The sequence below is a fragment of the Sphingobacterium sp. UBA2610 genome (assembly GCF_002339225.1).
Lineage (GTDB): Bacteria > Bacteroidota > Bacteroidia > Sphingobacteriales > Sphingobacteriaceae > Sphingobacterium > Sphingobacterium multivorum.
Map to the genome: position 1 here is coordinate 105,788 of NZ_DDKA01000013.1, position 25,473 is coordinate 131,260.

Here is a 25,473-nt window from a genome sequence, read left to right on the forward strand (position 1 = left end):
AGTATGGATATCCCTGCTATTTATAGCGAAAAAAAGCGGCAATTTCTTTCGAAATTGCCGCTCCCACAAGCATATAATCTAAGAGACTACTTAACGTCCCACCATACCGGTGTATAGATTACAACGTTACCTGGATAATTGCTATTTGTTGTTGCTTCACTAAGTGCGTAAGGCATGCGCAAAGGCATTCTGTCTTCACCTAAAGTTGAAGCTGCAGATTTAACAAAGAAGGTTGGATACCCCGTTCTTCGCCATTCAGTCCAAGCTTCGAAGCCTTGGAAACCACACATTGCATAATACTTTTGTGTGATAATAGCTTTTACTTTAGCCTCCACATCGCCAGTGAATTTAGCATCTGGCGCATCAGCAATATATTTGGCAGCATCTGCGGCGTTACCTGTTGCTTTAAAGCTCTCTGTAATACCAGCACTATATAAGCTCTGTGCATCTCCCGTTCCCCAACCTCTTACAACTGCCTCAGCCTGTAAGAACAAACTTTCGCTTGCAGAAAACAGTTTTACTGGTGCTACTGCAGATGTTTGACTCATGGCATTACCTCCAACCATTGGAGAAGGAGTAGATACTAATTTTTTTGAATTACTTGAATACGTCCCTTGAGCAATGTAAGCAATTGTATCCTGTATCTTTGGTTCGTTCGTTTCTGGATCTGTGTATTCAACTTTGTCATAGAAAGCAAATCTGCGAGGATCATTATTTTTGACAAAAGCTTGCACAACGGTTCCACTAGCTACAACATTTTGAGTTTTTCCTAAACCAACCATTTCATTGTAGAAAGGATTTTCATTACCCCCTGTTGTTGTATAAGTGATTGTCGCATCTTGATTCAAGAAAACAGCATTGCTCGCATAAAGTGCTTTAATACCTGCAGCAGCTTTGGTTGCGTTCACATTAGAAAGGCGTAAATAAGCTCTTAATTTTAAGGTATTAGCAAAAGCCTTCCATTTTTCAAGATCGCCATTGAAAATCATATCCTGACTTGCTACTGGAATGGCTTGTTTCACAGCTAGTAAAGATAGTCCTTTATCAATATAATTAAAAATTGAATCGTATACAACTTCCTGAGCTTCATATTTTGGACTCAAATTTCCATCAGCCTTTGATGCTTCAGAAAGCGGAATATCCCCGAAAGCATCGGTTGCAACCTGATATGCATAAGCTTTCAAAATGTGAGCGATACCTTTATAATTTTCGTTATCCGCCACTTTTGAATTGATAATCAATTCAGCGTTGTTTAAAGTTCCCCTGTAGATATTACCCCAAACTCTATCCATAGAAGTATTGGTGATTCTATACTGATCGATAACTCTATATTGAGAAGACGTTGGGTTTTGTGTCCAATACTGTCCCCAAATATTACCAAATACCTGAAAAGAATTTCCAACCACCTGACTGATTGAGGCTTCTACTGTCGGCAATAACAAACTAGGTGTTGCTGACTCCGGGTTATTTGGATTCTCATTGATATCCAAGAATTTATTACATCCAGTCAAGCCCATTGTCGCAACTAAAGCCACAACTAGGAATTTCTTGGTATTATTAAATTTTATAGTTTTCATACTTTATTCGCTTTTAAAATGAAACTTTAACATTAATGCCATAGTTACGCAGTGAAGGTTGTGCGGTAAAATCAAAACCTTGTGCATTACCAGCACCTGATGAATTCACCTCCGGATCAGCATATTTATTTTCGCTTGGCGTCCAGATAAACAGGTTATTTCCAAACAAACCAATAGAAGCAGCTCCAAAAGGCGTGTTTTTCAATTGATTTTTCGTGAATTTATAGCTCAGTGTCAAGTTACGAAGCTTGATGTAAGTTGCGTCCACTACATTCATTCCAGACTCCAGTGAACCATAGTAATTTTGCTTATCGTAGGTTACCGATGTATTTTCAATAGAGTTTCCGTTATCATCCAAGTAGACAGAATTTGGGAAAATCTGTGCAATTCGCTCACCACCGGTTTCAGCAGATGTTCCAACGAAAGCCATGATATCTTTTGTTCTTGAAAAGAATACACCGCCTTGTTTTGTATCAAATAAAGCACTCATTGACCAATTTTTGTAGGTCAGGTTAGTACCCAAGGATGCTTGGAAATCTGGATTATAGGTACCTAAATATTGTGGTTTTTCAGTAGCTAATGGCATACCGGATGCCTGATCTACAATCGTACGACCCTGAGCGTCCGTAGCATTTGTAACTCCATAAAACTCACCATATGGACGACCTACCGCTGCCACGATATTCATACCAGAGAAACCACCGACAGAAACCTGTTCTACACCGGGCATCAATTCGATAACTTTACTGTTATTTTTTGTGAATGTTCCAAACAATTCCCATGTCAAATTCTCTGTTTTCACCGGTGTTCCTCTCAATGTCAATTCAACACCATTATTTTGGACCTTACCAGCATTTACCAAGGCAAATCCGTAACCTGTTGAAACTGGAATTGGAATACTTAGGATTTGATTTTTCGAATTATTTTTGTAATAAGTGAAATCTGCGTAAAGACGATTATTTAAGAAACCTAATTCAGCACCTACTTCGAATGATGTTGTGATTTCAGGTTTCAAACCTGCATTTCCAATTGTATTACTTGACATCAACGCGGATACGTTTCCAAATGGAAAAGTTGTTGAACCAAAACCGCCAGCAATCGTACTTCTAGAGAACGTTGTAATTAATTGATATGGATCTGTATCTGAACCAACTTGCGCCCAGTTTGCACGTAATTTGGCATAATTGAACTTGCTCTTCAATTCAGGTTTAAACAATTCAGATAGAACAAATGATCCACTTACGCTTGGGTAAAAGAAAGAATTATTTTGTTTTGGCAAAGTGGATGACCAATCGTTACGTGCTGTAGCTTGTAAATAAGCTATATTTTTATACGAAACATTCAAATCTCCATAAACACCTACTAAACGACGATTGCTCCAAGTATCTTCGATTAGATCCAATGGACCATTCGAGTTAGCTAAATTATACCAACCTGGTACTACAAGTCCTCCACTTGAATTGGTAGCAGTGCTATTATTCGAAGTTTTGCGTTGACGAATATTATTACCAATCATAAATGATGCATCCCAGTCCTCATTAAATTTATGAGTAGCGGTTGCCATGAAATCATGTACAATTTCATTCACATTAAATTGATCGATTCTATAACTTCCTGGATCCGTTTGAACGTTTCCTTTCACATAATTACCTGTAGAGTTATCAGCAGGCAGGTAGCTATATTTTGGAGACTGCGCTCTTCTACGATCGGTATAATTGTCTAAACCTACACGTTCTTGAAATGTTAACCATTCGGTCGGCTTATAATTCACATTGAAGTTCCCCATAATGCGGTTCACATCATTGTAATTATTATAATTCGCTAATACCCAATAAGGGTTCATGGTATAAGCACCGTAATAACCGTATACATCATCATGCAAAACACCGTTTGCATCCGTATATCCATACGCATTATACGGATTTGAAAGATCTTTCAATCCTTTAACATCAATATCGCGCGGGGTCTGCAATAGGTTGTTATAAACAGAACCGCCACCTTGGCCACCACCGACATTGTTACTGTTAATACGGCTATAATTTACAGAAACACCGGCACTGAATTTATCAGAGAATTCCGTGGTTCCATTAAATCTGACACCATATTTATTGTAGTTATCTTTCTTCCCAGGATAAACACCATTTGAATTCAAGGCATTTAATCCCAGATAGAATGTAGACTTTTCTGAACCGCCTGAAAAACTAAGGTTATTGTCAGAAGCAATACCCAGATCAAAGAAATCGCGTACATTATCTTTTACTGCAGAATAAGCTTTCTTCTGGCGAACGCCATCTATCGCCTGTCCCCATTCTTGAACATTGCCTGTAAAAGGAGCTCCCCACGAACCATTTTCCCTCGGATCATTCACATAATCAATAAAAGCTCCTGTCTTTTCATCAAATGCAGCATAGCCTTGTCCGTATTCATTTTGAAATTCAGGTAACTTCAAAATAGAAGACAATGTATTGGTGGAGCTAAATGTAATGGCACTTTTCGCACCTTTTTTTCCACTTTTCGTTGTAATGATCAACGCACCATTCGAAGCTCTTGAACCATACAATGCCGCCGCCGCAGGGCCTTTTAATACGGTCACGGATTCGATATCATCCGGATTGATATCATTACCACGGTTACCAAAATCCACACTTGAAAGATCACTTGATCCACCAACTTTACTTGTATTATCAATCGGCGTACCATCAACAACAATCAGTGCTTGGTTATTTCCAGCAATAGAAGAACCACCACGTAATACAACACGAGATGAACTACCTGGAGAATTTGATGTAGAGGTAATGTTTACCCCTGCAACTTTACCAGCTAAAGAATTGATCGCACTCGAATTACGGCCTTCTGTCAATTCGTCGCTCTTAATTGTTGGCGCAGAATAACCTAACGAACGTTTCTCCCTCTTAATTGCATTTGCTGTAACAACAACTTCTTCCAAAGCATTGTCATGATTTACTAAAGAGACATTGAATACCGTACTGTTGTTATTAACAATAATAGTTTTATCATCAAAACCAACGGAACGGAATACGACAACCTTACCTGCCGGTACATTCAATGAATAATTACCATCAGTATCAGTCTGCGTTGCCTGATTAGTTCCTTGTACAACTACTGTCACCCCTGGTATTGCTTTACCGTCAGCAGATGTAACACGACCACTAATCTTCTTTTCTTGAGCGAATGCAACCGAAGTCAGAATCATACCGCCAACAAGAAAACTTAGTAATGTTTGTTTCATGTTTTAGTTAGTTAATTTTATTATTTTTTCTAATCCTATATATTGATATAAATTATATCCGTTATCATAACCGTCTAAACATAAATTGCCTAGACAATAAACAGCAAAAACATAACATGCTATTGCAGTTTATTCAGTAACAGTTGAAAATATTTTTGGAAAAGCGGGCCCCAGGTAGATGCAGGGTCAGTCCTTAGATAAATATCCAGCTGTAAAATTTGCTCTTTTCAGCATTTACAGTAAATAATAGTTAGTGCGATTTTTATTAGCGGCGTCAAATATAGAAAGCCAAAGTTGCTTTTACAAGTTTTTTAACATAATCTCCAGAAAACAGGAAATACCGCAATAATAAGTTCACAATTTTACAAATTGTTACAAAAGAATCATTTTAGAATAAAAATTCTTCAAACAATTTTCAAACAGAATTTTATACGGAATCAGCCATAATTAACAAAACATTAACAATGTTATAAGAAAACGTTAACATGTTATTCTATTATTTTTCTGTATTAAAACACAAGTAATTTATAATGATTCTAAACACTTTAAAATCGAATTATAACAAAAAAAAGACGCTCTACCTTCTCAGGCTGAGCGTCTTTCACTGTGATGTTAAATTAGTGCAAAAGCAACTTATTTATTGATATTTAATCGATATACTCAAATTTAGTGTACGGCACCAAAACTGCAGGAATCTTAATTCCTTTTTCCGTTTGATTATTCTCCAATAGCGCTGCGACAATACGTGGTAAAGCTAACGCCGAACCGTTCAAGGTATGTGCCAGCTGCATCTTGCCATCAGCATTTTTAAAACGGACTTTCAAACGATTCGCTTGATAAGTTTCAAAATTGGAAACGGAAGATACTTCTAACCAACGTTTCTGAGCAGAACTATACACTTCCATGTCATAGGTCAATGCAGAAGTAAAACTCATATCTCCACCGCAAAGGCGCAATACACGGTAAGGAAGCTCTAATTTCTGCAACAGACGCTGTACGTATAAACTCATTTCCTCGAGCACTTCATAAGACTTTTCAGGATGTACAAGCTGCACCGTCTCCACTTTGTCAAATTGGTGTAGTCGGTTCAATCCACGTACATGTGCCCCATATGAACCTGCTTCACGACGGAAACATGGTGTATAAGCACAATGTTTAATTGGAAACTGTGCTTCTTTCACAATCTCGTCTCTATAAATGTTGGTGACCGGAACTTCAGCTGTAGGGATCAAATACAGATTGTCGTTACCCACATAGTACATCTGTCCTTCTTTATCCGGTAATTGTCCCGTAGCAAATGCAGAATCTTCATTGACCAAAATGGGCACCTGTACTTCCTCATAACCTTCTTCTGCGGCCTGATCTAAAAAGAAATTGATCAATGCCCGTTGCAATTTAGCACCTTTACCTTTATAGATAGGAAAACCTGCACCGGCAACTTTTACGCCAAGCTCTAAATCAACAATATCATATTTGTTCAACAATTCCCAATGCGGCAATGCCTCCTCCGACAAAGCCGGGATTTCGCCATGGCTCAAAACAACTTCGTTGTCCTCAGCACTTACTCCTGCTGGAACCGATTGATGCGGTAAATTAGGTAATTGTACGATCTTCTCATTCAATTGTGCCTCAATTGTACCCAATTGATCCAAAAGTTGCTTCACTTGCTCTTTATATCCCGAGGATTTGGATTTAACGGTTTCAGCTTCTTCTTTTTTACCTTGGCGCATCAGATCTCCAATCTGTTTTGCTGCCGCATTAGCCTCTGCCGAAAGTGCGTCCGATTCCGATTGGATCTTACGGCGATCTTCATCTAAACTGATGATATCGTCGACCAATCCAATTTCCTTGAAATGCTTGACAGCCAATCTTTCGATTACCGTATCCCTGTTCTCACGGATATAATTCAATTGCAACATAATAATGTGTTATTTAAAATAGTGAACAAACTTAGATAAATTTGCCTTTATTTACAAGCTATTTTATTCCTATACCACTATCCAAAAGGCTTTTTGACTGCTTTACGGCGCACTATTTCCATCGCACCGGTTAACATTCATCAACCCATTGAAGGTCTGTCTTCAATGGGATAGATCTTTACAAACCCTTATCCATAGAAAGAGCGTATCGATTAAATGCTTAATCGATACGCTCTACAATTTGATTTATACTTGCAAACCCTATGCTGAGACTCAACCTGATGAACTCAGGGGTCGCGCATTTGCTAAGCTATGCTTACTTCGTCGCATAAATAAACATCCTGAATGGCATGTAATAATGCGACACCTTCATTCATTGGTTTTTGAAAGGCCTTACGACCGGAGATCAAACCTGTTCCACCTGCGCGCTTGTTGATAACCGCTGTTTTTACAGCTTCTTGTATATCATTCTGCCCCGAAGCCCCGCCAGAATTGATCAAGCCTGCCCTACCGGCAAAGCAATTAAGCACCTGGTAGCGGCACAGATCAATAGGATGATCGGAAGAAAGCTGGGTATACATGCGTTCATCCAGCTTTCCATAACTGCTTTTACCCATATTCAGCGCTTTAAAGCCGCCGTTCAATTCGGGTAGTTTTTGCTTAATAATATCTGCTTTGATCGTTACGCCCAAATGATTAGCCTGTCCGGTAAGATCCGCAGCCAAATGATAATCTGTATCGCCAACTTTAAACGCCGAATTGCGCAGATAACACCATAATACCGTCGCCATCCCCAAGGAATGGGCTTCTTCAAATGCTTTTGCTACCTCTATAATCTGACGGTCGGATTCCTCAGACCCAAAGTAAATCGTTGCCCCTACCGCAACAGCCCCCATATTCCAGGCCTCGCGAATTGTTCCGTACAAGATTTGATCGGCTCGATTAGGATAGGTCAATAGTTCATTATGATTTATTTTAACCAAAAACGGAATCTTATGTGCATATTTTCGCGCAACAGCGCCCAAAACACCAAAGGTAGAAGCCACGGCATTACAATTTCCCTCCAAGGCTAGCTTGACGATATTTTCTGGATCAAAATACTGTGGATTTGGCGCAAAAGAAGCTCCTGCACTGTGTTCGATTCCCTGATCAACAGGCAGTATCGAAAGATAACCGGTATTGGCTAATCGACCCGTTCCAAAAAGTTGCCCCAAACTCCGCAAGACCTGAGGACTACGGTCACTCGAACTATATACTTGGTCAATAAATGCTGCTTGTGGAAGATGAAGCATTGTTTTGGAAACTGCGGGTTGATCAAATTCTAACAAATAACTCGCTTCAGCACCCAGATGTGCCTGTATTTTTTCAATGTATTGCATAATTTATTTAAAATAAAGTGATGGAGTTTACCATAATCTTTAAAATAAAACTCCAAAAAGCACAGAATGTTTTAGCGCATATTATATAGTAAAAAAAACTTAACTTTGACCATGTTATATTTAGTTCCAACACCTATTGGCAATCTGGAGGACATGACGTTCCGTGCGATCAATGTCCTGAAAGAAGTGGACCTCATCTTAGCAGAGGATACAAGGACCAGCGCTCCGCTTTTGAAGCATTTTGGAATCGACAAAAAAGTATTTGCGCATCATCAGCACAATGAACATAAAGCGGTATCTGAAATCATTAAATTCTTGAAAGAAGGGCAAAACATTGCATTGATTTCAGACGCAGGGACACCGGCGATCTCAGATCCGGGATTTTTGCTTGTGCGTGAAGCCATCAAAGAAGGGCTTGAAGTGCAGTGCTTACCAGGCGCAACAGCTTTTGTTCCAGCGCTTGTCAATTCGGGCCTTCCCAACGACCGTTTTTGCTTTGAAGGCTTTCTACCCGTAAAAAAGGGAAGACAAACACGCTTAAAAGCGTTGGCAGAAGAAAAAAGAACAATGATCTTCTACGAGTCACCACATCGTATTCTCAAAACCATCGAAGAATTTATCACCGTTTTTGGACCAGAAAGACAGGCGTCGATATCACGTGAGTTGAGCAAACTCTATGAAGAAAATGTTCGGGGAACATTAACTGATTTAAAATTACACTTTGAAAACAATCCGATTAAAGGAGAATTTGTATTTTGTGTAGCAGGATTGGAATAAATTTTGACAATCTTTAGGTATTAAAAAGTATTTGACATGAACATGGAACAATTTGCACAGGATGGGCAGGACATAAAAATCATTGAAAAATTGGTGACTAAAGTCCAAGATATGCTTACTCCAGGAGAAAAAATAGATTATATCGCAGTTCAAAAGAAACCTGCTGTGACCATTTTACCGGATAGTATCACGATTAGTAATAAACGCATTTTTATGTGCGAATTTACCAAACTGGGCTTGGCCACTGATTTTGAAATCTTCGGCTGGCAAGACATCAAGGATATTGCTTTTAAGGAAGAAATATTTGGTTCAAAAGTGACTGTTATCCCTTTTACAGGAGAAAATCTGAGCATAGATTATATCCCGAAAGTTCAGGCGAGAAAGCTTTATCAATATATTAAAGCTGCACTTGAAAATTATAAAAAAGCCGAACTGGCCGCCGAAAAAGAAAAAATAGTCATTGCTCCAACAGTTGCAAAGGAAGTGATCATCGAGCGACAAGAAAATAATGCAGCGGTTCAGCCAGCAGTTACAGCGCCTGCTCCATCGGCACCACAGTCCTATGTATCTGGCCAGCCAACTCCAGCGGCGCCAATTCAGGCACAGCAACCGACCGGATCAACCCCTGCTGTTCCTCCGGTTTCGGCAGCCCCTATCGTCCCTCCCGCTCCCGCCAAAGAAGAGGAAGATGATGAAATTACCTTAAAGCTCAAAAAATTAAAAACACTCTTCGACAAACAATTGATTACCCAAGAGGAATACGAGAGTAAAAAGAGAGAAGTTTTATCCAGTTTATAATCATAAATGGAAGAAAATATATTGTGAAAAACAACTATTTACTGGCACTTTTAAGTGCCTTTTTATTGTGGTTGGGCTGGCCTCCAATCCCCTATTCCAGTCCATTGTTATTTATTGGGTTTGTTCCACTACTCATTGCAGTGGAAAATATTATCCGGAGTGAAACATTCAAAAAGAAAGGCCTCAACATATTTCTTACTGCAGGACTCACCGCAGTTATCTGGAATACGGCCTCCATTTACTGGGTATACAACTCCATTTCGGCAGTTATGCCGCCTTTTGCCGCTGTTATCATCAGCCTGATCCCTTTTTGCCTTGGCGCCGCTTTAATGGCGTTAGCTTTCAGGCTTTATGGGCAATTACGACGTAAAACGAACATTCTGTTATCCCTTTTCGGATTAATGGGATTCTGGATAAGCTATGAATTTCTACACGAATCCTGGGATTTAGCCTTCCCCTGGATGACTTTGGGCAATGGTTTCGCCAATTTCCATCAATTGATCCAATGGTATGACATCACAGGGGTTTATGGCGGAACAATATGGATCTGGCTGGTCAATATCTTAGTATTTACACTTTACCTCAATCGAAAAGGACTTTATCCGATCAAACATAAGATTGTCCCGATTGCTTCTTTGGCTGCAGTCTTATTAATTCCAAGTACCTACTCGCTGATACGTTACTTCAACTACGAAGAACATCAGAATCCGGCACAGATTGTCGTCGTACAGCCTAATATTGACCCTTATATTAAATTCAATTTAAGTCCTGAAGAACAATTAAATACCTTATTCTCTTTATCAAATTCGGTCGCCAAACCCAATACAGAGTTTTTTATCTGGCCTGAAACTGCGCTTTCACAGAACGGCGATTTTGATGAGGAAAACTTTAGGGAAACTTATTCTTACCAGCGCATTTTAAAATTTTTAGATCAATATAAAAATGGCAATGTACTTTCAGGTATTGAAAGTTATCAGCTTTACAACTATGCAAAAACACCTACTGCGCGTGAAATAGCTCCTAATGTATATCAGGATAATTTCAATGCCGCAACATTGATCGATTATTCCTCCAAACTTCAGTTTTACCATAAGTCCAAACTCGTTCCGGGCGTAGAGCAAATGCCTTTTGGAGCAGCGATGAACTTCCTGAAACCTCTATTTAAAGCATTCGGTGGTACGACGGGTGGCTACGGAAAACAGGCTGAACCTTCCGTATTCTATGCCCAGAGCGGTATTGGTGCCGCACCCGTTATCTGTTATGAATCCATCTGGGGCAATTATGTTTCCAAATACGTCAAAAAAGGCGCTCAGTTTATTGCCATTATCACTAATGATGGCTGGTGGGGCAATACTTCGGGTAAAGACCAGCATTTACAGTATGCCAAACTGCGTGCGATTGAAAACAGGCGCTGGGTTGCCCGATCGGCAAATACAGGGATTTCAGGCTTTATCAATCAACGTGGTGATATTGTACAACAGACTAAATGGTGGCAGCCTGCGGCCCTAAATCAGGAAATTAATTTAAATGAAGAAATTACGTTCTACACGCAAGCAGGTGATATCGCTGCCTATTTGGGTTTGGTGCTCGCACTAGGAGGAATTGTGATACTCATCGTGGTCAGACCAAAAAAGAACTTGTCAAAATAGAAAAGTAGTGCCAAACTGAAGTAATAGATTGGCGCTATTTTTTTCATCAGAACGGAAAAATACTCATCTTATTCCTTTCCAGGCAAAAGAGCCTAATTCTGATGAGACCCGCTACGCCAGCACTGTCAGCTACAATTAGGAAAATAAAATGATAAAAATAAGTCATTTAATACCTCTAATTTACTTGAGAGATTTGTAATTTTGCGGCATGCAAGTATATTTTGATAATGCAGCGACTACAGCCTTAGATCCTGAAGTAATAAAAGTAATGGTCGATGTGATGAACAATAACTTTGGAAATCCATCTTCTATCCATAGTCACGGACGACAAGTAAAAACAATTGTAGAAAAAGCACGTAAAACGATCGCCAATCTGCTTCATGTATCTCCAGCCGAGATCTTCTTCACATCGGGTGGAACCGAGGCGGACAATATGGCCATCGTTAGGTCAATCGCCGACTTTGGAATAACCCATGCCATCACCTCACCTATTGAGCACCATGCGGTATTGCATACGTTAGAGGAGTTGGAGAAAGCTGGTAAGGTACACCTTGATTTACTGGAAGTTGACCAGAAAGGTAATTTAAATCTCAACCAGCTGGAAGAACTTTTAAGTACCAATCCGCGTACTTTTGTTTCCATTATGCATGCCAATAATGAGATCGGAAATCTCAACGATATTCAACGCATCGCCGAGTTATGCCAAAACTATAATGCGATATTCCATTCGGATACTGTACAGACCATGGGTCATTACCCACATGATCTTGGCAGTCTGAAAATAGATTTTATAACCGGAGCTGCACATAAATTCCATGGTCCGAAAGGAGTTGGTTTTCTTTATATTAATGCCAACAACAAAATTAAACCATTGATCTACGGTGGAGCACAAGAACGTAACATGCGTGGCGGAACAGAAAATGTCTATGGAATAGCGGGTCTTGCCAAAGCTTTGGAACTTGCCTATGAGCACATGGAAGAACACCGCGCTTATATTCAAGGACTCAAATCTTATATGATCGACGAGTTGCAAAAAGCAATCCCCGAAATTGATTTTAATGGTGTTATTGAACCAGAAAAATCACTGTATACCGTACTGAATGTTTCTTTCCCATGTAGTGACCTTGCTGACATGCTTTTATTCAACCTGGATATTGCAGGAATCTCTTGTTCTGGTGGCAGTGCCTGCAGCTCAGGAACAGACATCGGATCGCATGTATTGGGTGCAATCAAATCAAGCTCGGAGCGTCCTTCGGTTCGTTTTTCATTCTGCAAGCATAATACAAAGGAAGAAGTCGATTTTGTGGTAGCAACCTTGAAAGAACTTTGTACAAAGAACAAATAGCATTTATAGGTAAAGCGTCGAGCATGCCCCGCAAGTGAAAAATAAATTATCAGGCTTGCAGCAAGAAAGAACTTATTCAATAGCCGAAAAACAGCTATACATCCAAAAACATAAAAAGCCGAAAGTATATTTTCGGCTTTTTATGTTTTAATATATCCCTTAGGCTACATATCAATTTTTTGTCAAAACATAATATTTGGAAATATCACCCGTTATGTCATTTCCAGAGAGATCCAGTTGACTGAGTATCCGATTTCCTAATTTGAACTTATAGTCGACGCCGTCCAATGTAATGATGTTGCCATCCAATTTCCATTTTCCTTCACGCATAAACACATCATCACTTTTATTAAGGTATTTAGATGAATATTGGTAGGTGTTGTCTGCATGCAATGAAATAAGCGTTTCTATACCATCACAATCCGCACAAGGCATGACACCTCTATATTCACCAATCACTACTTCCGCCTTATCCCTACCTTTTAGGTCTTGTAAATTATCTTTATAGACCGCAACACTTTGTTTGGGATTATCACATCCCACCATTCCAATTGTCAATAACAAACCCACAATCCAAATATACCTTTTCATCTCATTCCAAATTCAAAAAAATCAGCATCTAACAGTTACACCAATAAATTCATAACAAATTAAATACCAAAAATTTAGAAAAGATTAAAAATCATCTTCATCATCGTCTGTCAAGAATGACAATGCACCTTGTAACTCGCCCAAAGCATGGAAATTACGCGTCTTGCGAGCGATCTCAATCCCGGATCTATAGGTATTAATCGCGGACTCCTGTCTATTCAATTTTTCGTACAATTTACCCAAATGATAATACGTTCCTACATAATCTGGATTTGTATGTACTAAATTCTCAAATCTTACCATGGCCTCTTGTTCATCTTCCTGCTTGAGATATTCAGCTGCAATCGCATATTTTAAAAATGGATCTTCAGGGCTCTCTTTCAAAAATTCATTCAGTTGATCCAATCGTGTCGACATATCTTTTTTATTTCAAACTTAGACAAATTGCATATTATATGCAATTTAATTGTATATCCACTAAAACAATTCCCCGTCTCTCCATATCACACGAAAGGCTTTTATAAACAGGAACCCCGAATGAGCTGTGATGCTTTATGAAATTACTATGCTAGCATATAAAATGACAATTTACTGACGTAATAAATCTATTGTCAAGAACCGGCTATTTAAAATAAAAAATTACAAAAAAGACAACAAAACACCTCAATATTATATCACATCAAAAAAAATAAAAGAAAAAAACTAGTAAAATTACAAATTCATCAAAATCACAAGACGACTTTTTAACAGCATTTAAAACGCCTTAGCACTTTTTAATTGAAAGAAAATATGGTAAGTTTGAGTAAAACCAATCGTATATGAAAATATTAGTTTGTATAAGTAATGTCCCTGACACTACATCCAAAATCACTTTTACAAATGACAACACTGCATTTAATACAGCTGGTGTACAATTCATTATAAACCCTTATGATGAAATTGCTTTATCCAAAGCAGTTGAGTTGGCCGAAGGTGGAAAAGGAACCGTAACTGTCATCAATGTGGGCGATGCATCTACAGATGCAACCATTCGAAAAGCATTGGCAATTGGTGCAGACAATGCTGTACGGATTAACGCCGTTCCGCGCGATGCTTGGTTTGTTGCGAATCAGATAGCACAATATGCCAAAGACAATGCATTTGATTTGATCTTAACCGGCCGGGAATCAATCGACTATAACGGTGCTCAAGTGGGAGCAATCGTAGGAGAACTGCTGCATATCCCTTCTGTTTCCATTGCCAAAAAAGTTGACATTGCGGGCGACGCAGTCACAGTTGAGCGCGAGATTGAAGGTGGAAAAGAAGTATTGACAGCAAAGCTACCCATCGTCATTGGCACTGCCGAAGGTGTTGCCGAACCTAAAATACCGAATATGCGTGGTATTATGAGCGCACGGACCAAACCATTGGATGTGCTGGAACCTTCCGCAATAGACGTTCTTGAACACATTGTCAGCTATGAGACGCCTGCTCCACGGGGTACGGTCAAACTTGTTGACGCTGCCGAGGTAGAAAAATTAGTTTCTCTTCTTCACGACGAAGCTAAAGTTATTTAATCTTTAAACGCTAAAACACTATGTCTATACTCGTATATGTAGAAAATACTGATGGAAAATTCAAAAAATCAGCTTTTGAAGTTGTTTCTTATGCAAAATCCATCGCCGATAACATACAGACTGATCTTGTGGCTATTTCAATCGGAAATGTCGCTGAAGACGAACTTGCTGGTTTGGGTAAGTACGGTGCTTCCAAAGTATTAAATGTCAATAATGAACAACTTGCTTCTTTTGTAAACCAAGCGTATGCAAGCATCATTGCTGAAGCCGTAAAAAGTACCGGTTCAAAAATACTTGTGCTGTCCAACTCATTCTCAGGTAAGGGACTCGCTCCACGTATTGCAGCCAAATTGGAGGCTGGTCTGGCCGATGGCGCACTCGAATTGCCGACCATTAATGGCGACAAACTGACTGTCAAAAAGACGGCATTTTCCAATAAGGCTTTCGCTACGCTCGAACTAACCTCGGATATAAAAGTCATCGCACTTAGTCCAAATGCATATGAAACAAAAGAGACCGGTGGTAGCGCAAATGTCGAAACTTTTGCTCCGAATATTGACCAAACAGATTTTACAACTATGGTCAAAGAGATTGTTCGTGCAACAGACAAAATATCCCTTCCGGAAGCTGAAATCGTCGTCTCTGCCGGCCGTGGTCTAAAAGGACCTGAAAACTGGGGGATAATTGAAGAACTCGCCGATGTGCTTGGCGCGGCTACAGCCTGTTCAAAACCAGTATCCGATGCTGGCTGGCGCCCGCATTCGGAGCACGTAGGCCAGACAGGTATTGTAGTGAGTCCCAATCTCTATATCGCAATCGGTATCTCCGGAGCAATCCAGCATTTGGCTGGAGTAAGCTCATCCAAAACAATCGTTGTCATCAATAAAGATCCAGAAGCGCCCTTTTTCAAGGTGGCCGACTATGGAATTGTAGGCGATGCCTTCGACGTCGTTCCGAAATTAACGCAGGCATTGAAGGCTTACAAAGGTATTTAAAGCTTTCATCCGATATATTCTCCCCATTTATCCAAAATGAATGGGGAGTTTTTAGTTGTTATAATTGCATATAAAAGCAAATTTATCTAAGTTTGTAGACCGCTTTGGAATTAAAATGAAGAAAATCAGATTAGATATCGTTGGTTTATCCTATAGTCAAACACAATCTGGCGCTTATGCTCTTGTATTGGGAGAAGTGGAGGGCAACAGAAGATTGCCCATCATCATCGGCAGCCATGAGGCTCAAGCTATTGCTATTCGGATAGAGAAAATGATTCCTAGTCGTCCGCTCACACACGACCTATTTCAATCTTTTGCAGATTCTTTTGGTATTAAACTCATTGAAGTACTGATCTATAATTTGATTGAAGGGATATTTTATGCTAAAATTATCTGTTCCGACGGCAACAAGATTGTAGAAATTGATGCCCGGACATCCGATGCAGTTGCACTGGCTGTACGGTTTGAAGCTCCGATCTATGCCTACGAATTTATTATGTCCTCTGCTGGAATTATCATTGAAGGACATGAGTTTGCATTTTTGGAAAACCTGGACAAATCCAACAAAGTTCAGGATCCAAGTGTTGTTGAGGTCGAAGAAAAAATACCTTCAAAATCCCCACAAAATCCTTTCTCCTCGTTGACAGATGAGCAACTGGAGCAAGCACTTAATCAGGCATTGACCGAAGAAAACTACGAGCAGGCTGCCTTGATTAGGGATGAGATTTCCAAAAGAAAATAACTCCTTTCATTAAAGCGAAATAAAAATTTTAAATAACATCGATTTATGTCTATTAAATTAAGATTGACCATTATGAGCTTCTTTCAGTTCTTTGTCTGGGGAGCATGGTTGATTACAATAGCAAACTATTGGTTTGGCACAAAACAATGGGATGGTACACAATTTGGAGCTATTTTCGCAACCATGGGGATCGCTTCTTTATTTATGCCTACCCTGATGGGAATTATCGCCGATCGTTGGATAAATGCCGAAAGATTATATTTTATCCTTCACTTATGTTATGCGGGTGTTTTATTCTATTTACCGCAGGTAAATGATCCAAACACTTTTTTTTATGCAATGCTAGCGGCGATGTGTTTTTATATGCCCACTTTGGCCCTATCCAACTCCATTGCATATACGGCATTGAATGAAAATAACTACGATTTGGTCAAGGCATTCCCCCCTATCCGGGTATTCGGAACGATAGGCTTTATCGTCGCCATGTGGATCACCAATTTAACCGGCAACAAGGCTACAGCTTATCAATTTTATATCGCCGGAACCGCAGCGCTGGCTTTAAGTCTCTATGCTTTTACGCTACCTAAATGTCCACCAAAAAAGTTACAACAGGAAGATGCCTCCTGGACACAACTATTAGGCTTAGAGGCATTTAAACTTTTCGGAAATTATAAAATGGCTTTATTTTTTATTTTTTCCATGTTCTTGGGGGCCGCACTCCAACTGACCAATGCCTACGGTGATGTATTTTTGGATGAATTTAAATTCTATCCTAAATTTGCAGAATCTTTCGTTGTGAAATATTCGACCATCATTATGTCGATTTCCCAGATATCCGAGACACTATTTATTTTGGCTATTCCATTTTTTCTCAAAAGATTCGGTATAAAAAAGGTCATGCTGATTTCGATGTTAGCCTGGGTATTACGTTTTGGATTATTCTCCTTTGGTGACCCTGCAGGCGGACTTTGGATGATTGTATTATCCTGTATCGTCTATGGTATGGCATTTGACTTCTTTAATATCTCAGGTTCTTTATTTGTTGAAACCTCAACAACTTCGAGCATACGCAGCTCGGCACAAGGTTTGTTTATGATGATGACAAATGGTTTTGGTGCCGTTGTAGGCAGTTTTGCATCGGGTTGGATCATTGACCACTACTTTACCAAAAGTTTTCAAAACAGCAAAGATCTCGCACAATATTTAGATACAACAATCGACAACACCCATTTTCTACATTTTCTGCAGGAAAAGAGTATCTCAATCTTACCTGACGGCATGTTAAGTGGTAACCTCATGCTAAAAGACTGGCATGACATCTGGCTAGCTTTTGCCATCTACACCTTGATTATAGCAGTCCTTTTTGCGGTCTTCTTTAGACATAAACACGAGCGTGAACCGCTCAATTCAAAATAACAAAAAGCCGCTAATTGCGGCTTTTTGTATATTTGTAACATGCAAAGCACAGCAACGGAATTATTCAAAGATTCTCAATCCCACATCTATAATTGGACATTTCAATGGATTAAACAATTTGGCCTTGATAATCAGGGGAGTCATTTTGTTAACTCGATCCTTTTACTCTTACTGGTTGTCTTGTTTTTGATCATCATTGACTATTTCACCAAAAGAACATTACTCCTGTTAACAATCAAAGCCATCAGACGTAGTACAAACCGCTTTGATGATCTGTTGATCCGTAATAAAACACTGAAACTTGTTGCTCATTTTGTTCCGATATTAGTGGCACAATATATCATGCCCATTATCTTCATGGGTTTTCCAGCCTGGAAAGAAAACAGCAATAAAGTACTTGACATAGCGACGACTGTCGTCAGTTTATTGATTATTCATTCGCTCCTGAAAAGTTTGCGGGATATGCTGCGCATGAAGAAATCTTTTGCAGACAAACCTCTGGAGAGTTATTTACAGGTTTGTCAGATTATCTTATTATTTATCGGCGGAACGATCTGCTTTTCAATATTGACAGGAAAATCTCCCTGGTCTTTCTTATTATCCTTGGGTGCCGCATCCGCAATTCTGATGTTGGTATTCAAAGACACTATACTAGGATTTGTTGCCAGTATACAAGTTTCGGCCAATGACTCCATCCGTGTCGGAGATTGGATAGAGATGCCCAAATATGGCGCCGATGGAACGGTCAAAGAGATTAACCTCAATAATGTAAAAGTACAGAACTTTGATAAGACCATTACGACGATACCGACACATACGCTATTGTCGGATTCGTTCAAAAATTACAGGGGCATGCAGCAGTCGGGCGGTAGGCGCTTAAAGCGGGCCATAAATATCAAAATTTCCACGATTCGATTTTTAGAAAATGAAGAAATTGAAAAACTCAAAAATATACAGATCCTGCGGCCGTATATCGAAGAGCGCGCCAGGACAATTGACCAATTCAACACCCAGCAGCAGATAGATCAGTCAAGCCCCATAAACGGTCGCAAAATGACCAATTTAGGGATGTTCAGAGCTTACACACTCACCTATTTACGTCAAAACCCCAATATCCACAAGACCATGCCCCTGATGGTGCGTCAGCTTGCTTCAACCGAACACGGTGTTCCAGTCGAACTTTATTTCTTTGTAAACGATATCCGCTGGGAATATTACGAAGGAATTGTTTCGGATGTATTCGACCACCTATTTGCCGCCACAAAATACTTCGACCTGGAGATCTTTGAAAATCCGGCATCGGATGATTTTCGGCGTGCTATCCGGCATAAAAGCCTTCATGACTTCGCAGACCAACAACAATAAAAGCGAACGGAATGTTCTTTCTGGCCAATAACATCAGACACTTTCAGAAGAAAATATCGCTGTCGAACCAAGTGTTCAGCCGAACTATGTGTTCATATATTGCTAAGGTTCATATACCAAACGAATTACCAGGCAAAACCTTGTCTGCATAAATCAAATGAACTGTAAGAACAGGCCAGCCGAGAAGCAGTTAAATGCTGGTATCGTAAGATAGCCTAAAAGGTCTAAAACAGTGAAAGGTAATCTGGGGAGATTACCTTCACTTTAAAAACAAACTAAATTTTCAGACGTGTTTCACAACAGATCTACACATTAACCCTAACTCTTTATGAATCAAAAATTACTCTACACAAATATAGGATCGTTATGTTAAGTGCATCTTAAGCTATCTTTAAACTTAAAACAACTCTACAAATGCTTATTTATCTCACCTCAATAGTCTTTGTTGCCAGGTGTACTCTATTGAAAAGATCAACCGCCTGAACCTCAATCTGATATTTACCAGCTTTAAGTTTGGGCAAATTAGCTGTCCACAGATGACTGGATTTTTCGGGGTTCGAAGGTCTACGCGTATTCTTTAATTCGGTTGCTGTATCGTATTTAGCAAGAGAATTTAGGAATGCCGGATCGTTTTCATTGACAAAATCCATTTCCTTCCATTCGCCCTGATTGATTCTATACGTTACCTTGTCACCTTCCTTTCCAATGAAAAAATTAGCGTATATCGGGTATTTCTTTGTGTATTTTTCTGGAACGACTGATGCGCCATATAAATCAATCTGATACGTTGCCGGCTTACCGACAACCTTATAATCAAAACTGTACTGGTTGCCCTCGATTTTTAAGATGGCATACCCTTTTGGTGTACCGTCCCGCATTGTAGAAACAGGAATTCCCTTTTCATTCAACTCGCCCGAATACCAGTCGCCCGAGGTTGTACCCACATTATACTCGTGATGTGGCTTTTCTTGTTTCCATCCTTCGTTTTGTCCATAAAAATATTGCCGCTGAAAGTGTGTATGCGCGGATAAAGACAAGGTATGCTTAAATGGAGCCAAAATATCGAACAGACGTTGTCTATCTTCGTTACGAAAGACATCCGAGTTTTGATGGTATAAAGGAATATGAAATGCCAACACAATCAATTTATCTTTAGCAACGTTTTTTAAGTCATTTTCCACAAAATCAAGCTGATCTTTACGGAATCCGCCTAAATAACCTTTACCTGTCCGTGGATTCGGATAAATGATATTATCAAGAATGATAAAATGCGTATTTCCATAGTTGAACGCATAATTATTGGGGCCAAACGTCCGCTCGAACGATTCATCGGAGAGGCTATCCACTTTAGCATCATAGTTCATATCGTGGTTTCCCATGACATTATACCATGGCAAGCCCATCGTGGAAATCACCGATTTATATTTTGGCTGAAGTGAAAGATCGTCTCCCACCAAGTCGCCTAAGCTTATTCCGAATTTTGCAATTGTCTTATCGGAAATTTCATTGATCACACCATTTTTGAAATAGGCCAGTTCTTCCTCCGTGTAAGCCTGTGGATCACCAAAAACAAAAGCTGAAAAATTAGGATCCTCATCTTGTTGATACATTGCAAAATTTACAGCAGCAGGGATTTTTCCTGTAGCAGCAACAGCAGGGTATTTTGAAACTGGACTACCGTTTACTTTATGGATATAATAGAATTTTGGGTGGTTATTTTCATCCAAGGGCAAAGCATAGCCTGTTGGTTTAACCACAAAAATGATGTTGTCATTTCCAACGGGCAATTGGTAATTACCATCTTTATCAGTCGTTGTCACTTCACGCCCGTTACTAACAGAAACAGACGCAATGCCTTGTTCGTTTTTATCTAATTTTCCGTTCTTGTTTGCGTCCAGATAAACTTTTCCTTTTGCAAAATCTTGCGCCTGCACAGCGTTTACGCATGCCCAGGAAATTGCTAGTGCCAAAAATGCTTTCATATGAAATTTTGTTTTGGCGCTAAGGTATTCGATTCAGGTTAACAGAGTATAAAGAGAATATAAAGAATTTATCAAAAAAACAAAGGAAGCCATTTAACACTCTTGTATTAATTAATCCATATTTGGCAGTATCGTTATAGGGACTTTATCCGTGTTTTATACGTATTCATCCGAATGAGGTCCCTATCAGGTCCCTATTAAGTCCCTATAAAATCCCCATTAACATATATGTTGTTGGCCGGTTAAATCCTTCTTCCATCCTTTGTTTTCAGACGGATATTCGGCACAAAAAAAGAGAAACCAATGACTTGATTTCTCTCTTTACCCTTAGGGCCTATTTCTTAACTATCTGGCTTGCGCAGTTGCCAACATGCGGTTGACTTCATCGATCATTGATTTTGCTGCATCGTGCATCCGAGGGTTGCCTGCAAAATCTGCATCCAAAGTGATATGCTTGGACTTATCTTTATAGTTGAACTCTAAATAAAAACGTGGGACTTTAGAATTTGTTGAATCCTGCTGCCATTCAGGACCGGTCATATCAGTATCCAAGTTCCAAAAGCCGAGCTCCATTGCTTTGCGATGCAGGTATAATAAATCGTCTTTTGTAAATTTTACAGTATCGGTAATTAGAGAATCTTTTTTGTCTAAATATTTATAGATACGTGTTTTTGAATTGTATTCGTTGACCATGTGGTTCGGCTCGCCATATTTGAATTCAATGGATTCAAAATCGGCAAAACGAAAAGGGGCATTTTTGATCATATTACTGTAGTAATAAACACAATACATCAAAAACGGCACAATAATACAAAGGCCCAAAAAAATCTTCTTACTCTTGATTGTCATTTCTATAAAATTTTGACAAAAATAAGGATTTATACAGGGTATAAAAGTTTATATCAAGATATGACATAAAACCTACATGAAATTCACGCGTTTAGATATTGGGAGAGCCCGCGTCAACAAAGGTCTTCGCATACCAACTGTCGGAAAGATCAGAGATAATAACACCTTTCCGTGTCGAAACATGAACGAACTTATTATTATGCAGGTATACACCAACATGATCTATTCCATTTCGTCCGAAAGAAAAAAACACGAGATCTCCTTCTTCAAGTTTATCGACCTTTTTTCTCTTTACTATTCCTTCCATGTCACGCGAAGTCCGCGGCAAATTCCCTTTGTATACTTCAATATAGAGCAGATTAACAAATCCCGAGCAATCTACCCCCGATTTGGTCTGTCCACCCATACGATGCGGTATCCCCATCCAATCGTCAATAAAGGAATAAAGGTGCGGATTTAGTTTTTTGGTACTCACATTGAGCAAGTCTGCATAATTGTCAAGTTTGGATCCCGAAAAAGTTTTTCCACGCGCTGAGCTCGCATCTGTCAAAACCGAACCATTGGAAGAATGTGTTTTGGAGCTAAGTACCTTTTTCTTCGTTGAACAACTGCTCAAAAATAGAACTGCACCTAAAAAGAAGATAAAATAAGATCTGACACCCATGCTGTTCGATTTACGTTCTTGCTTAACAAACTTACTTGCATAACAAACTTAATTAAATTGCTGTTGATATCCAATAAATTTGCTTGCCCCCGGAGATTGCTTTTCTTGATAAGAACGTCAGATAAGAAAAAGAATTGTTCAGAAATCGTAACTTTGACGCCTAATTTATTTGAGAATGGAAAAATTAAAAGGTGCATTAGCTGTCTTTTTAGGTGCGAGTAGTTTTGGGATACTATCAACGTTTGTTAAAAAAGCCTATGGTAAAGGGTTGAATTTAGGAGAGGTAACGGGAATTCAGGTATTGTTTGGCATGCTTATCCTTTGGCTTATCTATATCATCATCAAACTCTTTTCGGCAAAGTCATTTCACTCTTCAAGCAAGAAATCTTCATGGATCAAGATATTAATCAGTGGTACTTCGACCGGTTTGGTGAGCATTCTCTATTACAAATGTGTACAGCTTGTTCCGGCTTCCTTGGCCATTGTACTGTTGATGCAGTATATTTGGATCGGTGTGCTGATTGAATTTATCTTTTTCAAGGCAAAACCTTCAAAAAACAACCTGATTGGCATCGGCATTGTACTCATTGCAACATTATTAGCGACTGGACTTATTGAAAAAGGCTTACAACAGCTCAACTTAACAGGTGTCTTATTTGGTCTTTTAGCGGCGACCGCCTATTCGGTCTTCATGATCGTCAACGGTCGTGTCGGCAATGACTATCACCCCATTCAAAAAAGCGCTATTATGGTAACGGGGGCCTGTATCATGGTCTTTACCTTATTTCCACCTGCTTATTTATGGAATGGTCAATTTGATGGTAACTTCCTTTATTTCGGCTTGATCCTTTCTCTATTTGGCACAGTCATCCCGCCTTTATTGTTTGCCTACGGCTTACCTAAAACAGGCTTCTCCTTAGGCGGAATATTGAGTTCGGCGGAGCTACCTGTAGCCACCTGTATGTCATTTTTTATACTTCATGAAAGTGTATCCACGATACAATGGCTCGGGGTGCTTTTGATCTTGGGTACCGTCATCTGGTTGAACGCAGCAAAGAGCAGTACGCATTAGAGGTACCGATTTACTTCCGGTCAGATTTCAGCCGTCAATTTGATCAGAAATACAACAGCATACTGCAATCAATAGGGAAATTTTGGAATTCTCTTTAGCGAAAAAAGGCAATCTTATGCGGGAAGATTGCCTTTTTTATATGTTATAAATCTTAATATAGTATAACCCTTAAAAAGATTAATGTGTCAATGTCTCCGGAATTTCTTCTACTTCCACTTCACAGGAATCCGTTACTTCCATAAATTTAACCGGCACAACCTCATTCACCAATAATGGATCGTATAAGGTCCGTACTTTGACATAGTTTTTAGAAAAACCATGCATATAACCATCTTTTTCGTCTGCTTCAAACAAAACATCACCAGTCTCACCAAGCTGTGACTCATAAAACGCACGGCGCTTCTTCTCCGAAAGGATGTGCAACATTTTGCTACGGTCGCTGCGTTGAGCTCCCGGTACAGCACCGTCCATTTGAGCAGCAATTGTATTCTCCCTTTCTGAATAGGTAAAGACATGCAGGTAAGAAATATCCAAATCATTCAAGAAATTGTATGTATCGATAAAGTCTTCACGTGTTTCTCCCGGAAATCCGACAATAACGTCAACACCGATACAGCAATTAGGCATCAATGACTTGATAAAAGCGACGCGCTCTGTGTAAAGCTCTCTTTTGTACCTTCTGCGCATTAAACCCAGAATTTTATTGCTTCCAGACTGCAATGGCATATGGAAATGTGGAACAAAACGTTTTGATTGGGCCACAAACTCAATAATATCATTGGAAAGAAGATTGGGTTCTATCGAGGAAATACGGATTCTATCAATCCCTTCGACTTCATCCAGTGCTTGTACCAAATCCAAGAACCGGTCTTCGCGCTTACCATCCCGAATACCAAAATCGCCAATGTTTACACCTGTTAAAACGATTTCTTTGACGCCTGAAGCTGCAATTTCTTCAGCTTGACGCACAATATCTTCGATCTTGCCCGAGCGACTTCCGCCACGTGCCAAAGGAATCGTACAAAATGTACATGAATAATCGCAGCCGTCCTGTACTTTTAGGAACGTACGCGTACGATCGCCAATCGAATAAGCCGAGACAAATTGATTGGTCTCATCGATTGGACCATTATAAACGATCGTTTTTTCCTGTTTCGTCAAATCATTGATATGCTCAATAATATTAAACTTTTCAGCTGCACCTAAGACCATGTCCACTCCGGGAATCTCTGCAATCTCTTTTGGTTTTAGCTGCGCATAACAGCCAACAATCGTAATATAGGCGTTGGGAGAGTGCTTTAAAGCTTCCTTCACTACTTTTCTACACTTCTTGTCAGCATTATCCGTTACCGAACATGTATTGATTACATAAACGTCTGCACGGCTATTGAACGCTGTGGTATCATAGCCCGCATCTTTAAATAAACGACCAATGGATGATGTCTCCGAATAATTCAGTTTACATCCAAGTGTATAAAAAGCTACTTTTTTATTCTCCATAATATTTTGCAAAATTACATTTTTTTTCAGTAACCCCTCTTATCATT

The 25,473-nt window shown here is 39.4% G+C and carries 20 protein-coding genes; 10 read left to right on the forward strand and 10 right to left on the reverse strand.

All coding sequences use genetic code 11. The annotated features are described in order from the left end of the window. Positions 1-86: 86 nt before the first annotated feature. The 4 genes from B4Z47_RS09350 to B4Z47_RS09365 form a co-directional block, all read right to left on the reverse strand. Positions 87-1,577: a SusD/RagB family nutrient-binding outer membrane lipoprotein gene (locus tag B4Z47_RS09350; protein ID WP_075991327.1), complete on the reverse strand. Its 1,491-nt coding sequence runs from the start codon at positions 1,575-1,577 to the stop codon at positions 87-89. Positions 1,578-1,590: 13 nt separating this feature from the next. Continuing rightward, on the reverse strand, positions 1,591-4,827 hold the full coding sequence (locus B4Z47_RS09355; RefSeq protein ID WP_145330281.1) for a SusC/RagA family TonB-linked outer membrane protein: 3,237 nt from the start codon (positions 4,825-4,827) through the stop codon (positions 1,591-1,593). 647 nt (positions 4,828-5,474) lie between these two features. Next, the gene (gene serS, locus B4Z47_RS09360) at positions 5,475-6,746 is read right to left on the reverse strand and encodes a serine--tRNA ligase (RefSeq protein WP_286727269.1); all 1,272 of its coding nucleotides are present in this window, start codon (positions 6,744-6,746) and stop codon (positions 5,475-5,477) included. Positions 6,747-7,051: 305 nt separating this feature from the next. Beyond that, positions 7,052-8,125, reverse strand: a complete 1,074-nt coding sequence (locus B4Z47_RS09365) for a class I fructose-bisphosphate aldolase (protein WP_115049722.1) — start codon at positions 8,123-8,125, stop codon at positions 7,052-7,054. A gap of 111 nt (positions 8,126-8,236) precedes the next feature. On the opposite strand from B4Z47_RS09365, the gene rsmI reads away from it, so the two are divergent. The 4 genes from rsmI to B4Z47_RS09385 all read left to right on the forward strand — a co-directional run bounded on the left by rsmI (position 8,237) and on the right by B4Z47_RS09385 (position 12,694). Beyond that, positions 8,237-8,902, forward strand: coding sequence for a 16S rRNA (cytidine(1402)-2'-O)-methyltransferase (gene rsmI, locus B4Z47_RS09370; protein WP_112373630.1), 666 nt, complete (start codon positions 8,237-8,239; stop codon positions 8,900-8,902). 36 nt (positions 8,903-8,938) lie between these two features. After that, on the forward strand, positions 8,939-9,700 hold the full coding sequence (locus B4Z47_RS09375; RefSeq protein WP_145330288.1) for a PH domain-containing protein: 762 nt from the start codon (positions 8,939-8,941) through the stop codon (positions 9,698-9,700). Between the two features lie 23 nt (positions 9,701-9,723). Next, positions 9,724-11,349 (forward strand): apolipoprotein N-acyltransferase, encoded by a 1,626-nt coding sequence (lnt, locus tag B4Z47_RS09380; RefSeq protein ID WP_145330290.1) that lies wholly within the window; start codon positions 9,724-9,726, stop codon positions 11,347-11,349. 208 nt (positions 11,350-11,557) lie between these two features. Next, positions 11,558-12,694 carry a cysteine desulfurase family protein gene (locus tag B4Z47_RS09385; RefSeq protein ID WP_145330292.1) on the forward strand — a complete coding sequence of 379 codons (1,137 nt, stop codon included), beginning with the start codon at positions 11,558-11,560 and terminating at the stop codon, positions 12,692-12,694. A gap of 171 nt (positions 12,695-12,865) precedes the next feature. On the opposite strand, the gene B4Z47_RS09390 is transcribed toward B4Z47_RS09385, so the two are convergent. Both B4Z47_RS09390 and B4Z47_RS09395 read right to left on the reverse strand, forming a co-directional pair. Beyond that, positions 12,866-13,285, reverse strand: a complete 420-nt coding sequence (locus tag B4Z47_RS09390) for a copper resistance protein NlpE (protein WP_070565053.1) — start codon at positions 13,283-13,285, stop codon at positions 12,866-12,868. Positions 13,286-13,369: 84 nt separating this feature from the next. Continuing rightward, positions 13,370-13,702, reverse strand: a complete 333-nt coding sequence (locus B4Z47_RS09395; RefSeq protein ID WP_046674005.1) for a tetratricopeptide repeat protein — start codon at positions 13,700-13,702, stop codon at positions 13,370-13,372. A 401-nt stretch (positions 13,703-14,103) separates the two neighbouring features. Between B4Z47_RS09395 and B4Z47_RS09400 the strand changes: the two genes are divergently transcribed. The 5 genes from B4Z47_RS09400 to B4Z47_RS09420 all read left to right on the forward strand — a co-directional run bounded on the left by B4Z47_RS09400 (position 14,104) and on the right by B4Z47_RS09420 (position 19,359). Next, positions 14,104-14,841, forward strand: a complete 738-nt coding sequence (locus tag B4Z47_RS09400; protein WP_070565047.1) for an electron transfer flavoprotein subunit beta/FixA family protein — start codon at positions 14,104-14,106, stop codon at positions 14,839-14,841. Between the two features lie 20 nt (positions 14,842-14,861). Further along, on the forward strand, positions 14,862-15,836 hold the full coding sequence (locus tag B4Z47_RS09405; protein ID WP_115049713.1) for an electron transfer flavoprotein subunit alpha/FixB family protein: 975 nt from the start codon (positions 14,862-14,864) through the stop codon (positions 15,834-15,836). A 115-nt stretch (positions 15,837-15,951) separates the two neighbouring features. Then, entirely contained in the window at positions 15,952-16,578 is a 627-nt protein-coding gene (locus B4Z47_RS09410; protein ID WP_070565041.1) for a bifunctional nuclease domain-containing protein, read from the forward strand. A gap of 45 nt (positions 16,579-16,623) precedes the next feature. Next, complete coding sequence (locus B4Z47_RS09415) at positions 16,624-17,994, forward strand: nucleoside permease (protein WP_070565037.1); 1,371 nt, start codon at positions 16,624-16,626, stop codon at positions 17,992-17,994. A gap of 39 nt (positions 17,995-18,033) precedes the next feature. Then, positions 18,034-19,359: a mechanosensitive ion channel family protein gene (locus B4Z47_RS09420; protein ID WP_286727273.1), complete on the forward strand. Its 1,326-nt coding sequence runs from the start codon at positions 18,034-18,036 to the stop codon at positions 19,357-19,359. 422 nt (positions 19,360-19,781) lie between these two features. Here the strand turns inward: B4Z47_RS09420 and B4Z47_RS09425 are convergent, their stop codons facing one another. The 3 genes from B4Z47_RS09425 to B4Z47_RS09435 form a co-directional block, all read right to left on the reverse strand. Then, positions 19,782-21,341 (reverse strand): calcineurin-like phosphoesterase C-terminal domain-containing protein, encoded by a 1,560-nt coding sequence (locus B4Z47_RS09425; protein ID WP_070565031.1) that lies wholly within the window; start codon positions 21,339-21,341, stop codon positions 19,782-19,784. A gap of 345 nt (positions 21,342-21,686) precedes the next feature. Beyond that, positions 21,687-22,190 carry a hypothetical protein gene (locus B4Z47_RS09430; protein WP_236560122.1) on the reverse strand — a complete coding sequence of 168 codons (504 nt, stop codon included), beginning with the start codon at positions 22,188-22,190 and terminating at the stop codon, positions 21,687-21,689. A 91-nt stretch (positions 22,191-22,281) separates the two neighbouring features. Further along, entirely contained in the window at positions 22,282-22,854 is a 573-nt protein-coding gene (locus B4Z47_RS09435) for a C40 family peptidase (RefSeq protein WP_046673998.1), read from the reverse strand. A 175-nt stretch (positions 22,855-23,029) separates the two neighbouring features. On the opposite strand from B4Z47_RS09435, the gene B4Z47_RS09440 reads away from it, so the two are divergent. After that, positions 23,030-23,926 carry an EamA family transporter gene (locus B4Z47_RS09440; RefSeq protein ID WP_145330304.1) on the forward strand — a complete coding sequence of 299 codons (897 nt, stop codon included), beginning with the start codon at positions 23,030-23,032 and terminating at the stop codon, positions 23,924-23,926. A gap of 177 nt (positions 23,927-24,103) precedes the next feature. Here the strand turns inward: B4Z47_RS09440 and mtaB are convergent, their stop codons facing one another. Next, positions 24,104-25,426, reverse strand: coding sequence for a tRNA (N(6)-L-threonylcarbamoyladenosine(37)-C(2))-methylthiotransferase MtaB (gene mtaB, locus B4Z47_RS09445; RefSeq protein ID WP_115049709.1), 1,323 nt, complete (start codon positions 25,424-25,426; stop codon positions 24,104-24,106). Between the last annotated feature and the right edge of the window lie 47 nt (positions 25,427-25,473).